Annotated in this window: 12 protein-coding genes; 5 read left to right on the top strand and 7 right to left on the bottom strand. The window is 70.9% G+C overall.

What is annotated here, in order from left to right; all coding sequences use genetic code 11:
- Nucleotides 1-342: 342 nt before the first annotated feature.
- On the top strand, nt 343-594 hold the full coding sequence (locus ACFP3U_RS05910) for a WhiB family transcriptional regulator (protein WP_014138019.1): 252 nt from the start codon (nt 343-345) through the stop codon (nt 592-594).
- 436 nt (nt 595-1,030) lie between these two features.
- Here the strand turns inward: ACFP3U_RS05910 and ACFP3U_RS05905 are convergent, their stop codons facing one another.
- The 7 genes from ACFP3U_RS05905 to ACFP3U_RS05875 all read right to left on the bottom strand — a co-directional run bounded on the left by ACFP3U_RS05905 (nt 1,031) and on the right by ACFP3U_RS05875 (nt 10,485).
- Nucleotides 1,031-2,542 (bottom strand): sensor histidine kinase, encoded by a 1,512-nt coding sequence (locus ACFP3U_RS05905; RefSeq protein WP_380224162.1) that lies wholly within the window; start codon nt 2,540-2,542, stop codon nt 1,031-1,033.
- A 529-nt stretch (nt 2,543-3,071) separates the two neighbouring features.
- Entirely contained in the window at nt 3,072-4,124 is a 1,053-nt protein-coding gene (locus ACFP3U_RS05900; protein WP_380224123.1) for an SIS domain-containing protein, read from the bottom strand.
- Nucleotides 4,125-4,284: 160 nt separating this feature from the next.
- A complete protein-coding gene (locus tag ACFP3U_RS05895; RefSeq protein ID WP_380224161.1) occupies nt 4,285-5,592 on the bottom strand; it encodes an extracellular solute-binding protein in 1,308 nt (435 codons plus the stop codon).
- A 94-nt stretch (nt 5,593-5,686) separates the two neighbouring features.
- Nucleotides 5,687-7,240 carry a glycoside hydrolase family 3 protein gene (locus ACFP3U_RS05890; protein ID WP_380224122.1) on the bottom strand — a complete coding sequence of 518 codons (1,554 nt, stop codon included), beginning with the start codon at nt 7,238-7,240 and terminating at the stop codon, nt 5,687-5,689.
- A gap of 4 nt (nt 7,241-7,244) precedes the next feature.
- Entirely contained in the window at nt 7,245-8,072 is an 828-nt protein-coding gene (locus tag ACFP3U_RS05885; RefSeq protein ID WP_380224121.1) for a carbohydrate ABC transporter permease, read from the bottom strand.
- Complete coding sequence (locus ACFP3U_RS05880) at nt 8,069-9,097, bottom strand: carbohydrate ABC transporter permease (protein ID WP_380224120.1); 1,029 nt, start codon at nt 9,095-9,097, stop codon at nt 8,069-8,071. Before ACFP3U_RS05880 ends, ACFP3U_RS05885 begins: the two co-directional genes overlap by 4 nt.
- Nucleotides 9,098-9,186: 89 nt before the next feature.
- Entirely contained in the window at nt 9,187-10,485 is a 1,299-nt protein-coding gene (locus ACFP3U_RS05875; RefSeq protein WP_380224119.1) for an extracellular solute-binding protein, read from the bottom strand.
- A 336-nt stretch (nt 10,486-10,821) separates the two neighbouring features.
- On the opposite strand from ACFP3U_RS05875, the gene ACFP3U_RS05870 reads away from it, so the two are divergent.
- The 4 genes from ACFP3U_RS05870 to ACFP3U_RS05855 all read left to right on the top strand — a co-directional run bounded on the left by ACFP3U_RS05870 (nt 10,822) and on the right by ACFP3U_RS05855 (nt 14,783).
- The gene (locus tag ACFP3U_RS05870) at nt 10,822-11,619 is read left to right on the top strand and encodes a GntR family transcriptional regulator (RefSeq protein ID WP_380224118.1); all 798 of its coding nucleotides are present in this window, start codon (nt 10,822-10,824) and stop codon (nt 11,617-11,619) included.
- Nucleotides 11,620-11,955: 336 nt separating this feature from the next.
- Nucleotides 11,956-12,195, top strand: a complete 240-nt coding sequence (locus ACFP3U_RS05865; protein WP_380224117.1) for a DUF3311 domain-containing protein — start codon at nt 11,956-11,958, stop codon at nt 12,193-12,195.
- Entirely contained in the window at nt 12,192-13,805 is a 1,614-nt protein-coding gene (gene mctP / locus ACFP3U_RS05860; RefSeq protein WP_380224116.1) for a monocarboxylate uptake permease MctP, read from the top strand. The genes ACFP3U_RS05865 and mctP overlap by 4 nt, the downstream gene beginning before the upstream one ends.
- 168 nt (nt 13,806-13,973) lie before the next feature.
- Nucleotides 13,974-14,783 carry a histidine phosphatase family protein gene (locus ACFP3U_RS05855; RefSeq protein ID WP_380224115.1) on the top strand — a complete coding sequence of 270 codons (810 nt, stop codon included), beginning with the start codon at nt 13,974-13,976 and terminating at the stop codon, nt 14,781-14,783.
- The last annotated feature ends 76 nt before the right edge of the window (nt 14,784-14,859 follow it).

The raw sequence follows: 14,859 nt of genomic DNA, 5'->3' as shown, positions 1-14,859 counted from the left end.
CGAACGCACAAGCCCCCTTCACTCCATAGAAGTACTGGCTGTGAGCTAGGCGACACCGAAGAATCAAAAATTCCTCCCTGAAGGGGGTTGTATCCGAGCCCGAGGTTTGCGAACCTCTACATGGCGATCGGGACACATCGCAGCGACGGCTACCGCAGAACCTGTCGGGTGCCGACCGCGAGGTGTCCCTCGAATCGCCGAATCCCTCCTCAGCACAGACCTTCCGGGCCTCATGGGCCTTTGGTCTCTTTTGCTGTCGCGGGATTCGTGAAAGCGTTCACATTCACAAGGACTATCGATGTGCCGCGCGGGTCACCCGTCGGCAGGAGGAGTTGGACGACCATGGACTGGCGCCACCGCGCTGTCTGCCGCGAAGAGGACCCGGAGCTGTTCTTCCCGATCGGGAACACCGGTCCTGCTCTGCTGCAGATCGAGGAAGCCAAGGCCGTGTGCCGCCGCTGTCCGGTCATGGAGCAGTGCCTCCAGTGGGCCCTTGAGACCGGCCAGGACGCCGGCGTCTGGGGCGGCATGAGCGAGGACGAGCGTCGTGCCATGAAGCGCCGCGCCGCCCGCAACCGCGCCCGCACCGCCTGATCACACGCCGTAGTACCAGCGGTAACGCTGAACCGATCAACACATGATCACAGGCTTCCCCTGCACCTCCTGGTGAAGCCTTCCGTACAAAGGGCCTTGCTCCACGAGGTCCCGCGACACTCACCCGCTCAGCCACTTGATACTGCTCACTGAGAGCAATATTGTGGAGCTGTGGCGCTCACCGTGTGCAATGCACCGGTAGGTGTCGCACTACCCAGAGCCCCCGTTCCGGCCGACTCCCCCCGACGGCCGGAACGGGTTGAGAGGCCCTGTCGACCCACCCCCCCCGGTCGACAGGGCCTCGTTTCTGTCTTCACGCCGTGAACCGGTGGTGAAGGAGCGTGCCGCAGGCGCTCACGCCCGCCGCACGCTCCCCGCGCACCCCGATGCGCCGCGAGGCATCCCGTCCCATCGCGGCGGAGCACCCTGACGGAGCTCAGCGCACCGGGATCTCCAGGATCACCTTGGTCCCGCCGTTCGGGCCGGCCACCATGTCGAAGGTCCCGCCCAGCTCACCGGTGGCCAGCGTCCGGACGATCTGCAGCCCGAGGTTCCCCGACTGCTGCGGGTCGAAGCCCTCCGGCATGCCCTTGCCGTCGTCCTGCACGGTGATCAGCAGGTACTCCTCCGGCCGCGCCCCGCCGTTCCAACTGTCCGACCACCCCATGCCGGTGGCCGGCGCCCGGCCGCGCAGCGCGCTGACCTCCAGATTGCCGGAGGCGCTCGGGCCGAAGGCGTGCTCCAGCGCGTTCTGCAACACCTCGGTGAGCACCATCGACAGCGGGGTGGCCACCTCGGCGGAGAGGATGCCGAAGCTGCCGCTGCGGCGGGTCGCCACCCGGCCGTCCTGGGACAGCTCCATCACCATGGCCAGCACCCGGTCGGCGATCTCGTCGAAGGCCACCTGCTCGTCCAGCGCCTGGGAGAGCGTCTCGTGCACGATCGCGATCGAGCCGACCCGGCGGACCGCCTCGTCCAGGGCGGCGCGGCCGGCGTCCGACTCCATCCGGCGGGACTGCAGCCGCAGCAGCGCGGCGACGGTCTGCAGGTTGTTCTTCACCCGGTGGTGGATCTCCCGGATGGTGGCGTCCTTGGTCATCAGCTCGCGGTCCCGGCGGCGCAGCTCGGTGACGTCGCGGCAGAGCACCAGCGAACCGGTGAGCGTGCCCTTCGGCTTGAGCGGGATGGCCCGCACGGTCACCACCCCGCCCTGGGCCTCGACTTCGGTCTGCCGGGGCGCCCAGCCGCTGGCCAGTTTCACCAGCGCCTCGTGCACGGCGGCCCGGGAGGGCGGGACGAGCTCGGCGGTGGCGCGGCCGAGGTGGCTGCCGACCAGGTCGGTGGTGAGGCCGAGGCGGTGGTAGGCGGAGAGCGCGTTGGGGCTGGCGTAAGTGACGATGCCGTCCGCGTCGAGCCGGATCAGGCCGTCGCCGACCCGGGGCGCGGCGTCCATGTCGGTCTGCTCGACCCCCGGGTACGGGAAGGTGCCGGCGGCGATCATCTGGGCCAGGTCGGAGGCGCTCTGCAGATAGGTGAGCTCCAGCCGGCTGGGGGTGCGGACGGTCAGCAGGTTGGTGTTGCGGGCGATCACGCCGAGCACCTTGCCCTCGCGCCGCACCGGAATGGACTCGACCCGGACCGGCACCTCCTCCCGCCACTCCGGATCGCCCTCGCGCACGATCCGGCCCTCGTCGTAGGCGGCGTCCAGCAGCGGGCGGCGGCCGCGCGGGACGAGGTGGCCGACCATGTCGTCGTGGTACGAGGTGGGGCCGGTGTTGGGTCTCATCTGGGCGACCGAGACGTACCGGATGCCGTCCCAGGTGGGGATCCACAGGACGAGGTCGGCGAAGGACAGGTCGGAGAGCAGCTGCCACTCCGAGACCAGCATGTGCAGCCACTCCACATCGGCACCGGTCAGGGTGGTGTGGCGGCGGACGAGTTCGTTCAACGAGGGCACAGGGCGAGCGTAGCTCCAGGGGCGCGCGGACGGGGCGGGCGCACCTCGGCCGGCGCGCGCCGCGCACCCCTCCCCAAGTTGTCCAGACCAATTTTCCGGCCGGCCTGGACAACCCAGATTGGTCTAGTCCACAATGAAAGAGCACCAAGAAGAGGACCCCGCGCAACTGCCCTGACCGCGCGCGGCCCCTTCTCGGTCGGACGCCGCCGAGCGAGGACCCCGCACAGTTCTCGGTCACACACGGCGCCCGACGACAGCTCCGGGCTACGGTGCCGCACGGGTTGAGGGTCCCGTCGGCGCCGTGGCCCGTAGTGCTTTTTTGCGGCCCGGCCCGACGAGACCGCCCGACGACAGCTCCGGGCTGCGGTGCCATGGGCCCCTCCTGCCCGTTGGCGGGCAAGGAGGGAGGGTTGAGGGTCCCGTCGGCGCCGTGGCCCGTAGTGCTTTTCCGGCCCTTCTACAGGTCTGGAAAACACCGAGCCCCCGTCCACAGGCTGTGGACGGGGGCTCGGTCGTTGGGTCAGTGGGTCTCGGTGACCTTGGCGAGGGCGCGGGGGGCGTCCGGGTCCTGGCCGCGGGCGATGGTGACCTCGTAGGCCAGCAGCTGCAGCGGCAGGATCTCCAGGATCGGCTGGACCTCCTCGGGCACGCCCGCCGGCAGCGCGAAGCCCGCCGAGGCGGTCTCGACCTGCTCCCGCTGGCCGACCACGACCAGGTCCGCGCCACGGCCGCGGAGGCGGTCCAGCACCGGCTGCAGGGCCTCGCCGCCCTTGCCGTCCGGCACGATCGCGATGACCGGGGAGACGTTGTCGACCATGGCCAGCGGGCCGTGCAGCAGGTCGGCGCCGGAGAACGGGGAGGCCGGGATGTAGGTGGTCTCCATCAGCTTCAGCGCCGCCTCGCGGGCGGTCGGGTAGCCGTAGCCGCGCGAGGTGATCACCAGGCGCTGGGCGAAGCGGTAGCGCTCGGCCAGCGCCTTGACCTCGTCCTGGCGGGCCAGGATCCCGGCGGCCAGCTCCGGCAGGGCCTTGGCGGCCGAGCCGTCGCCGCCGCGCAGGCCCTCGATCAGCAGGTAGAGCGCGAGCAGCTCGGCGGTGTAGGTCTTGGTGGCGGGCAGCGCCTTCTCCGGGCCGGCCAGCACGTCGATGTGGAACTCGGAGACCTCGGCCAGCGGCGAACCGGCGTTGTTGGTGACGGCCAGGGTGATGGCCCCGGCCTCGCGGGCCGCCTTGGTGGAGGCGACCAGGTCGGGCGAGCCGCCCGACTGGCTGACGGTGATCACCAGGACGTCGGTGAGGTCCGGCTTGGCACCGTACGCGGTGGTGGTGGACATCGAGGTCAGGCCGGCCGGCTTGCCCAACAGGATCTCGATCAGGTACTTGGCGTACAGCGCCGCGTTGTCCGACGTGCCGCGCGCGGTCAGCAGGACGAAGCGCGGCTCGCGGGCCGCGATCTGCGCGGCGATCGCGAAGATCTTGGGAGCGCCCTCGTCGAGGATGCGCTGCAGGACGGCCGGCTGCTCGGCCATCTCCGCCGCCATGATCCGGCCAGGGACGGTCTGCGTGTCGGACATCTTGGGGGTGCCTCCGATGAGATGGTTCCACCCCGCCCGGGCGGGAATGCCCGGCGGGGACCTCTACGGCGGCGAGTCCGCACACTCGCTGCGATGCATGTGCTCCGGTAATCCTACGGGGGCCGACCGGGTGCGGCACATCCGAGGACGGGGCGGCGGCTCAGCCGGCCTTGTTGATGAGCTGGTCGATGGCGGCGTCCGCCTCCTTGGCGGCCTGGTCCACCGACTTGCCCTTGAGGATCGCGGTCAGCATGTCCGGCAGGACCTTCTGCTTCTCCACCAGGCCCCAGCCGGGGGCCGGCGGGGTGAACCAGGCGTCCGGCACCGCGTTGGCCGCGGCGGCGGTGGCGGGCTTGTTCTTCAGCGGGTTCAGCTGGGTGAGGTTGTTCGGCAGGATGTCCTTGTCGGCCAGCGCCTGCTCGGACTTGGTGCTGGTGAACATCCGGACCCAGTCGGTGGCCAGGGCCGCGGCGGGGGACTTCGCGGTGACGGCGAGGGCCGAGCCGCCGATGAAGGTCGGCAGCGGCTTGCCGCCGGGGCCGGGCATGGTGGCCACCTTGACCGCGTCCTTGAGGCTCGGGTCGCCGGTGACCGGCGCGGTGACGCTCGCCGCCTCGTAGCCGTTGCCGTAGAAGGACGCCGCGTGGCCGCGGGCCATCGCCTCGTACTGGTTCTGCTCGTTGACCGTCAGGTCGCCCCTGTTGTACTTGCGCACCAGGTCGACGAAGTGGCCGATGCCCTGCTGGGACTTGGGGTCGCTCAGGGTGCCGTGCCAGGTGCCGGCGCTGTCGAAGCGGGCGATGGCGCCGCCGTACGCGGAGACGTAGCTCATCGCGGCGTACCAGTACGGGCCGGGCAGGTGGAGCGGGGAGAAGGTCCGGTCGGCCTTGTTCCGGTCGGCGATCCGGTCCAGCGCCGTGCGCAGCTCGTCCTCGGTCTTCGGGAAGTCGGCGCTGCCGGTCGCCTGCTGGAAGGCCGCCGCGTTGTAGACGGCGACCCGGGCGCCCGCGTAGTAGGGCACGCACCAGAGCTTGTCCTGGTAGGTGCAGGTGTTGGCGAGCGCCCTGATCCAGCTGTCGGCGTTGTCGAAGGTGTTCCGCTCGACCGGCGCCAGCGCGCCGGAGAGCACGTACTTCATGGTCTCGGTGTTGCCGAGTTCGACCACGTCCGGGGCGGAGCCGTCGGCGAGCGCCCGGTCGAGCTTGCCGACCTTCTCGGCCCAGCCCTGGTAGGCGAGCTTCAGGGTGACCTTCGGGTACTTGGCGGCGAACTCGTCGTTGACCCGCTGCACGAGGTCGGGCCAGCTCTTCAGGGCGTCGTCCATCAGCCAGACCGTGACGGTGCCGGTGGCGGACCTCGGGTCCGCCGAGGCGGCCCTGGCGTCGCCGGAGTCCGGGCCGCCCGACGAGCACGCCGTCAGCCCCGCCGTCAGCCCTGCGGTCAGCGCCGTGATGCCGACCGCCGCCATGAACCGACGCTTTGCCACGCCATCCTCCGAGGTGTTGGGGAGCCTGTGCCCGCCGGCAGCGTGCCGGCGCCCGGTGTCACGATCCGGCGAGGCCTCAGCCGATCGCGCCCGGCTGCCCGGTGAGCACCTCGACGGCGGCCAGCCCGCAGACCCGGGCGGCGCCGTGGGTGGCGATGTGCAGCGCGCCGACCGGACCGGACTGCGGCAGGCCCATCTCGACCACCGCGGCGTCCGGCCGGGCCGCCACCAGGCGGGCCAGCGCGGCCGCCATCCACTCGTGCCGGTGCGCGTCCCGGACCACCAGCACCAGGCGGCGGTCCGCGGCCGCGGCCAGCACCTCGGCCACCACCGCGTCCAGCGCCTGCGGCGCGGCGGCCTCCGGGCCGACCTCGCGGGTCCGGGTGCCCGGGAAGCGGTCGGCCAGCATGCCGGCCACGCCCCACGGGGTGACGTCGCCGACGGCGATGTTCGGCTCGGCGGAGAACGAGGCCACGAAGGGGCGCTCGGTCACCGGCAGGACCTCCCGGCCCGGCGCGCGGACCACCCGCAGCGCCCGGCGGGCCGCCCGCAGGCCGACCGCGAGGTCCGCCTCCGGCCGCTCGCCCTGGGCCGCGATCCGGCCCCAGCTGCCCAGCGCGCGCACCCGGGCGGCCGCGTCGGCGAGCCGCTCCTCCGGGAGCCGGCCGGACCGCACGCCCGCCACGATGGCGTCGCGCAGCATCAGCACGGTGGCCTCGTCGGCCAGTCCGCCGCCCACGCAGATCGCGTCCGCGCCGGCCGCCAGGGCCAGCACGGTGCCCTCGCCCATGCCGAAGGTGTCGGCGATGGCGCCCATCTCGATCGCGTCGCTGACGATCAGGCCCTGGTAGCCCAGGCCGCCGTCCCGCGGGGCCGCGCGCAGCAGGTCGCGCAGGACCGTGGGGCTGAGCGTGGCGGGCAGCTTCGGGTCGAGCGCCGGGATCATGATGTGGGCCGTCATCACGGCCTTGGTCCCGGCGGCGATGGCGGCCTGGAACGGCACCAGGTCGCGGGCGCGCAGCACGTCCAGGTCGACGTCGATGACCGGCAGGCCGTGGTGCGAGTCGACGGCGGTGTCGCCGTGGCCGGGGAAGTGCTTGGAGCAGGCCGCGACGCCGGCCGACTGCAGGCCCTCGACCCAGGCGGCGGTGTGCCGGGCGCACAGCTCCGGGTCGGCGCCGAAGGAGCGGACGCCGATCACCGGGTTGCGCGGGTTGGAGTTGACGTCGGCGGTGGGCGCCCAGTTGTAGTTCACGCCGGCCGCGGCCAGCGCGCGGCCCAGTTCGCGGGCGACGTCGCGGGTCAGCGCCGGGTCGTCGATCGCGCCGAGGGCGAGGTTGCCCGGCCAGGACGAGCCGGAGCCGGCCTCCAGCCGGGTGACGTCGCCGGACTCCTCGTCGATGGCGATCAGCAGGTCGGGGTTCTCGGCCCGCAGCGCGGCGGTGAGGGCGGCGAGCTGGCCGAGGTCGGCCACGTTGCGGTCGAACAGCGCGACCGAGCCGAGGCCGGCCGCGAGGTGCCGGCGCAGCCACTCCGGCGGCTCGGTGCCGACGAAGCCGGGCTGGAGGACGGTCAGCGCGTCGCGGTGCAGTTGGTCGGAGGCCGGGAGGGTGGGGACGAGGATGCTCACGGGATCAGCCCTTCACGGCGCCGTCGGTGAGGCCACCGACCGCCTTGCGCTGCAGGAAGACGAACAGGATCAGCACCGGGAGGGCGAACAGCGTCGACGCCGCCATGGTGGCGCCCCAGTCGTTGCCGAAGGCGGTCTGGAAGGAGGACAGCCACAGCGGCAGGGTCTGGCCGTCGGTCTTGTTGATGATCAGGACGAGCGGGAACTCGTTCCAGGCCGTGATGAAGCCGAACAGCGAGGTGGACATCAGGCCCGGCGCCAGCAGCGGGAAGATCACCTTCACGAAGGCCTGGGTGCGGGTGCAGCCGTCCACCATGGCCGACTCCTCCAGTTCCTTCGGCACGGCGGCGATGAAGCCGCGGAGCGTCCAGATCGTGAAGGGCAGCACCATCATCATGTAGAAGGCGGTGAGCGGGACGAGGCTGTTCAGCATCTCGTTGTCGCGGGAGATCAGGTAGACCGCGATGGTCATGACCTCCCAGGGCGCCATCTGCGCGGCCATGATCACCAGGACGAAGGCCTTGCGCCCGCGGAACCGCATCCGGGCGACGGCGAAGGCCGCCAGCGTGGCGATCACCAGCGAGATGGCCACCGCGAGGACGGTGACGATGACGCTGTTGGCGGTGTACGTCCAGAACTTCGGCACGCTGACCGCGGTCTTGAAGTGCTCCAGGGTCGCGTCGAGCGGCACGAACACCGGCGTCTTGCTGACGATGTCCTTCGTCGGCTTGAACGCCGTGCTGATCATCCAGTAGACGGGGAACACGAAGAAGACGAAGAGGACGACCGCGACGACGTTGGGCCAGGTGCGTCCGATGAGCGAGCGCCTCACAGCTCGTCCTCCTGCTTGAGAATGATCCGGAAGTAGTACGCCATCAGGACGCCCAGGATCAGGATGGTGAGCACCGCGATCGCGGCACCGGTGCCGTAGTGCTGGCGGCCGGAGCCCTCCAGGAAGGCGTGGATCGGCAGGGTGCGGGTGAGCCCGTCGGGACCGCCGGCCTTGATCGCGTAGATCTGGGTGAAGGCCTTGAAGATCCAGATGACCTCGAGGAAGGTCGTGGCCAGGAAGAACGGCTTGAGGTTGGGGAACATCACCGCGGTGAAGATCTTCACCGATCCGGCGCCGTCCATCCGGGCGGCCTCGTAGAGCTCCTTGGGGATGGTGGTCAGCGCGGCGTACATGTTGAACGCCACGAACGGGATCGAGCCCCAGACCAGCAGCAGGAGGATCACGAAGAACGTCGAGTACTGGGTGCCGGTCCAGTTGTAGGCGGCCATCGAGTGCCAGCCCAGGGCGTCCAGGACCCAGTTGACGACACCGAACCTGGTCTCGAACAGCCAGGTGTAGACGGTCGTCGAGGCGACCACCGGCATCGCCCAGGCGAGCAGCAGGCCGATCGACAGCAGCAGCCGCATCTTCTTGCCGAGCCGGTTGAGCAGCAGACCGACCAGCGCGCCGCCGACCATGATCAGGAAGACGTTCAGCGCGGTGAAGGCCACCGACCGGCCGGTGACCGACCAGAACTGCGGGTCGGACAGCTGCTCGGTGTAGTTCTCGAAGCCGTTCCACTCGGTCAGGTGCTGGACGAGCTGGCGCGCGTTCAGGTTCTGGAACGAGACCAGGACGGTCTTCAGCAGCGGCCAGCCCAGCAGGCCCAGGGTGGCCACGGTGGCCGGCAGGAGCAGCAGGTACGGCGCGAACCGGGCGCCGAGGCCCGGGCCGTCCGCCGGTCTGGCGCTCTTCTTCGGGGTGCCGGCGCGGCCACCGCGGGCGGCGCTCGTCTCCCTGGTGGCCACAGCGGCCTTCCCTGTTTCCGGGGACCGCGCCTGCACCCGCTCCGAATGCACAGCCATCGTTCTCTCTTCCTGACAACCCGACCACGACCGACGGGCGCCGCCCACCGGCTCCCCGCCGGGAGCCGGTGAGCGACGCCGCTCGACTGCTACTGCTTGGCGTTGAGACGCTTGGCGATCTCGTCGTCCGCCTTCTTGGCCGCAGCGGCGTAGTCGCCGGTCAGGGCCGCGGTCAGGAACTCCTTGATCGGGTTCGGGTCGTTCTCGACGCTCGCCCAGTTCGGGGTGGTCGGGGTGATGCCGCCGACGCCCGAGGCCGGCTTCGCGGCGGAGGCGAAGTCACCGACGACCTTGTCGTTCAGCGTGGCCTTGTTCGGGATGAGGCCCGAGGCGGCGACCGCGCCCTCGTTCTTGTCGTTGAGGGCGATCTTCAGGAAGTCCTTGGCCATCTCGGTGTTCTTGCTGGCCGAGGCGACGGCCAGGTTCGAGCCGCCGAGGAACACGCCGGAGGGCTTGTCGGCGGTCTTGCCCGGGAGCGGGAAGAAGCCGATCTTGTCCTTGGCCATGGCCTTCTCGTCCGGGAGCTCCCAGCCGAGGCCGATGATCGAGCCGACGTCGCCCTTGCCGAAGACGTCCTTCTGCTGCGGCTTGGCCTCGTCCTTGTCCTTCGCGCCCGTGGTCGAGTAGCTCTGGATCTTCTTGTAGGTCTCGAAGGCCTTCTGCGCCTCGGGGGAGGACAGGCCGCCGGACCACTTGTCGCCGTCCTTCTTCGCCAGCTTGCCGCCCTCGCTGGTGAGCAGGCCGAAGTAGACGTACCACTCCTGGCCCGGCATGTAGATCGGGTCGGCGACGCCCTCGGTGGTCTTGAGCTTGTCGAGCGCGGCGTAGAACTCGTCCAGGGTCTTCGGGGCGGTCAGGCCGGCCTTCGCCCAGAGGTCCTTGTTGTAGGAGACGACGCGGTTGGTGACGAACCACGGGGCGGCGTACTGCTTGCCGTCCAGGATCGCGGACTCGCTCTGGTTGGCGGCCCAGTCGGCACCGCCGATGGCGGCCTTGTCCTTGGTGATGTCCAGCAGACCGCCGGTCGCGGCGTAGCCGGCCGTCTGGGTGTTGCCGACCTCCAGGACGTCGACGGAGCCCTCGGAGAGCGCGGCGGTGACCTTGGGGCCGATGCCGGTCCACTCCTGGATCTGGAACTCGACCTTGGAGCCCGGGTAGGTGGACTCGAACTCGGTCTTCACCGCCGTGTCCCAGCCCTTGGGGGCCGAGCCGGTCATCAGCCACACCTTGAGCGTCTTGCCGTTGTAGTCCTTCTTGCCGCCGGCCGCGGCGGACGAGGAGCCCGACCCGTTGGTGCCGGTGTCGTCCTTCTTGGCGTCCGAGCCACAGGCCGCGAGACCAACAACCATGGCCGCGACGCCGACCGCCGCGATGAGCTGACGCTTCACGCCATCCTCCTGAGGGATGCCTGGTTACCCCCGTCGGGTGGCAGCGGCATACCCACGCGAGGTGGGAGGAATGGTGCCGCGGACTCCAGCGAACGGGTGGGGGGATTCATAGTGACCGGCCTAGTGGTGTAGACCAGATGCCTGGAGCTTGGCCTAGACCAATGGGCCTGTCAACGGCTGTTCGACCGATCCGGACCACCCGTTATCAAGCCGACACCGCACATCGTTCATCGCGTGATGAGGTATTCGTTCCGTAGCCATACATGCAACGATGTGAGCCGTTAATGAAGTGGCGGGGCCTTCCAAGAGCCCCGCGAGAAGCGGGAGACAGGTCCGATGAGCAGCGACGGGGGCAGCACGGCCCAGGTCAACGACCCCCAGGTGAAGAGCCCCGCCGCCCAGGCCGGCGCGGACCCGACCGCCCGGGTGCCGAAGTACTACGGCCTCAAGCGCCACCTGCTGCAGCTCACCGAGACCCAGCCCGCCGGCACCCCGGTACCGCCCGAACGGGCGCTGGCCGCCCAGTTCGACACCTCGCGCACCACCGTCCGCCAGGCCCTGCAGGAGCTCGTCGTCGAGGGGCGGCTGGAGCGCATCCAGGGCAAGGGCACCTTCGTCGCCAAGCCCAAGGTGGCCCAGGCCCTCCAGCTGACCTCCTACACCGAGGACATGCGCGCCCAGGGCCTGGAGCCGACCTCCCGGCTGATCGAGATCGGCTACATCACCGCCGACGACCGGCTGGCCCCGCTGCTGGACATCAAGCCCGGCGGCCGGGTGCTGCGGATCGAGCGCCTCCGACTGGCCAACGGCGACCCGATGGCCATCGAGGTGGCCCACCTGTCCGCCAAGCGCTTCCCGGCCCTGCGCCGCAACCTGGCCAAGCACAACTCCCTCTACACGGCGCTGCGCGAGGTCTACGGGGTGACCGTGGCCGAGGCCGAGGAGACCATCGAGACCACCCTCGCCAACCCGCGCGAGGCCGGGCTGCTCGGCTCCGACCTCGGCCTGCCGATGCTCCAGCTCTCCCGGCACTCCTTCGACGCCGAGGGCGATCCGGTCGAGTGGGTTCGCTCGATCTACCGGGGCGACCGGTACAAGTTCATCACCCGCCTCCAGCGGCCGGAACAGCCGTAGCGCGTACGGGTTTCCAGCCCTCCACCGCTTCCGGGCCCCGGCGCACGCGCCGGGGCCCGTGGTGTGCCCGGGGCGCGCGGGGCGTCCGGATGGCGGGAATCTGCGCCGTTCCCGGTGACATGGATCACGCGATGCTCTAGATTCCGCATCCGTACTGACTGCCGATCACCAGTGGTGCTGCTCGGCGGGCTCACGGGGATGTCAGGTTCCCCGGGGGCTGCGGCGCCGGCGAGGTGAGACCCTCCGGAGCGGAGCCGAACGATGTCGTCCGACCTTGACCACGACCGACCTGTCATGCCCGAGCCAGACGACCCCCCGGGCCGTACCCTCCCGGCGGTGACCCCCGAACGGGTGCTGGCCGCGCTCGCCCTGCTGGTGCCGATCGTCGCGATGCTCTGGGTGGGCTCGTACGACAAGCTCGGCCCCGAGGCGGGCGGCGTCCCCTTCTTCTACTGGTACCAGCTGCTCTGGGTGCCGGCCTCGGCCGTCTTCACCGTCGCGGCCTACCTGCTGATCAGCCGGGACGAGAAGGCCCGCCGGGCCGCCCGCGCGGGAGAGGCGGGTGACGTCCGATGAACGGGGTCAACGTGCCCGCGCTGACGGTCTTCGTCCTCTTCTTCGTGCTGGTCACCGTGATGGGCTTCCTCGCCTCCCGGTGGCGGCGCGCCGACAACGCGCTCCACCTCGACGAGTGGGGCCTGGGCGGGCGCAGCTTCGGGACCTGGATCACCTGGTTCCTGCTCGGCGGCGACCTCTACACCGCCTACACCTTCGTCGCCGTCCCCGCCGCGGTCTACGCGACCGGCGCGGCGGGCTTCTTCGCCGTCCCCTACACGATCATCGCCTACCCGCTGGTCTTCCTCTTCCTCCCCCGGCTCTGGTCGGTCTCCCGGGTGCACGGCTACGTGACGCCCGCCGACTTCGTGCGCGGGCGGTACGGCTCCCGGCCGCTGTCGCTGATGATCGCGCTGACCGGCATCCTCGCCACCATGCCGTACATCGCGCTCCAGCTGGTCGGCATCCAGGCGGTGCTGGACGTGCTGGGCGTCGGGGGCGGCGAGAACGCCAACTGGTTCGTCAAGGACCTGCCGCTGTTCATCGCCTTCGGCGTGCTCGCCGCGTACACCTACTCCTCGGGGCTGCGCGCCCCGGCGCTGATCGCCTTCGTCAAGGACACCCTGATCTACATCGTGATCATCGTCGCGGTGATCTACATCCCGATCCGGCTCGGCGGCTACGGCCACATCTTCGACACCGTCGGCGAGAAGTTCAGCGCGCCCAAGTCGGGCGGCTCGCTCACCGTGCCCGAGAACAAGCAGTGGACGTACGCGACGCTGGCGCTCGGCTCGGCGATGGCCCTGTTCATGTACCCGCACTCGGTCACCGGCGTGCTGGCCAGCAAGTCCCGCAAGACGGTGCGGCGGAACATGGCGATCATGCCCGCGTACTCGCTGATGCTGGGCCTGCTGGCGCTGCTCGGCTTCATGGCGGTCGCGGCCGGGGTCGGCAAGGGCGACAAGACCTTCAACACCCAGCTGTCGGTGCCGCAGCTGTTCGAGAACATGTTCCCCGACTGGTTCACCGGGGTCGCCTTCGCGGCGATCGGGATCGGCGCGCTGGTGCCGGCCGCGATCATGTCCATCGCGGCGGCGAACCTCTTCACCCGCAACGTCTACAAGGAGTTCCTGAAGCCCGCCGCCACCCCGGCCGACGAGACCCGGGTCGCCAAGCTGGTCTCGCTGCTGGTCAAGGTCGGCGCGCTGGTCTTCGTGCTCGGCATGGACAAGCAGGCGGCGATCAACCTCCAGCTGCTCGGCGGCCTGTGGATCCTGCAGACCTTCCTCTCGATCGTCGGCGGCCTGTTCACCCGCTGGTTCCACCACTGGGCGCTGCTCGCCGGCTGGGCGGCCGGCATGGTCTACGGCACCTGGCAGGCGTACGGGATCGCCAGCCCGAAGACCAGGCACTTCGGCGGGAACGCGGCCGAGATCCCCGGCATCGGCGAGTTCGGCTACATCGGCCTCACCGCGTTCGCCCTCAACCTGCTGGTCGCGGTGGTGCTCACCGTGGTGCTGCGCGCCCTCAAGGCGCCGGACGGGCCGGACGAGACCCGGCCGGGCGACTACAACGCCGAGAGCGGCGACGTGGAGCTGAAGAACGCGCCGGAGCCCGTGGCAGCGCACTGATCCGCCACGCGCGCGCCCTGTGTTCGCGCCGTCTCCTCCGTCAACACTGGAGGGGGCGGCGCGATCATATGTATGAACGGCCGCGCGAATGGAGCACCACACTCAGGGCACAACCAGACCGGACCGACAACCGGCCGGCAACTGATCGACCCACGGGGAGCGGCGGCAATGGCAGACCTCGGCACCACCCTCAACGGACCGCACCACACCGACGGACGGCACCGGACGGCCGCTCCGCACCGGCCCGCCGGCGCCGCCGCGGCCACCGGAGCGCCCGCCGTCCCCTCCGTCCTGATCGCCACCCGCCACGGCGAGTCCACCGCCAACGTCGAGTTCCAGCGCGCCGAGGCGGTCGGCGCGCTCAGCGTGCCGATCAGCTGCCGGGACGCGGACATCCCGCTCTCCCCGCTCGGCCGGCGGCAGGCGCAGGCGCTCGGCCGCTGGTGGGCCGAGCTGCCCAGCGCCGACCGGCCGCGCAGCGTCTGGTGCTCGCCGTACGCGCGCACCGCCGAGACCGCCCGGATCGCGCTCGCCGAGGCCGCCGGCCTCGGCGCCGTCCCGGTCTCGCTCGCCGTCCGCCTCGACGAGCGGCTGCGCGACCGCGAGCTCGGCGTCCTGGAGATGCTGACCAGTGCCGCCATCGAGGCCGAGCACCCCGCGGAGGCGGCCCGGCGGCGGAAGATGGGCGAGCTGTACTACCGCCCGCCCGGCGGCGAGTCCTGGGCCGACGTGGCGCTGCGGGTGCGCAGCGTGCTGCGCGACATCTGCGCCGAGGAGGCCGGGCGGCCGGTCCTGCTGGTCGCGCACGACTGCACGGTGCTCATGCTCCGCTACGCGCTGGACCGGCTCGGCGAGGAGCAGCTGACCGCGCTGGAGCCGGTGCGCAACTGCTCCACCAGCGTCTGGCGGGCCGAGGGCGGCCGGCTGCGGCCGGACCACTGGAACCGCACCGGGCACCTGGCGGAGGGCGCGGACTGAGCGGCGGCCTCAGCCCCGGGCCGGAGGCCCCGGGTCGGAGGCCCCGGGTCGGAGGCCCCGGGTCGGAGGCCCCGGG

It is taken from the genome of Kitasatospora misakiensis (assembly GCF_042656005.1).
In the GTDB taxonomy this organism is placed as follows: domain Bacteria; phylum Actinomycetota; class Actinomycetes; order Streptomycetales; family Streptomycetaceae; genus Kitasatospora; species Kitasatospora misakiensis.
Note: the sequence above shows the minus strand (reverse complement) of the source record. Positions and strands in the feature narration are given on the sequence as shown.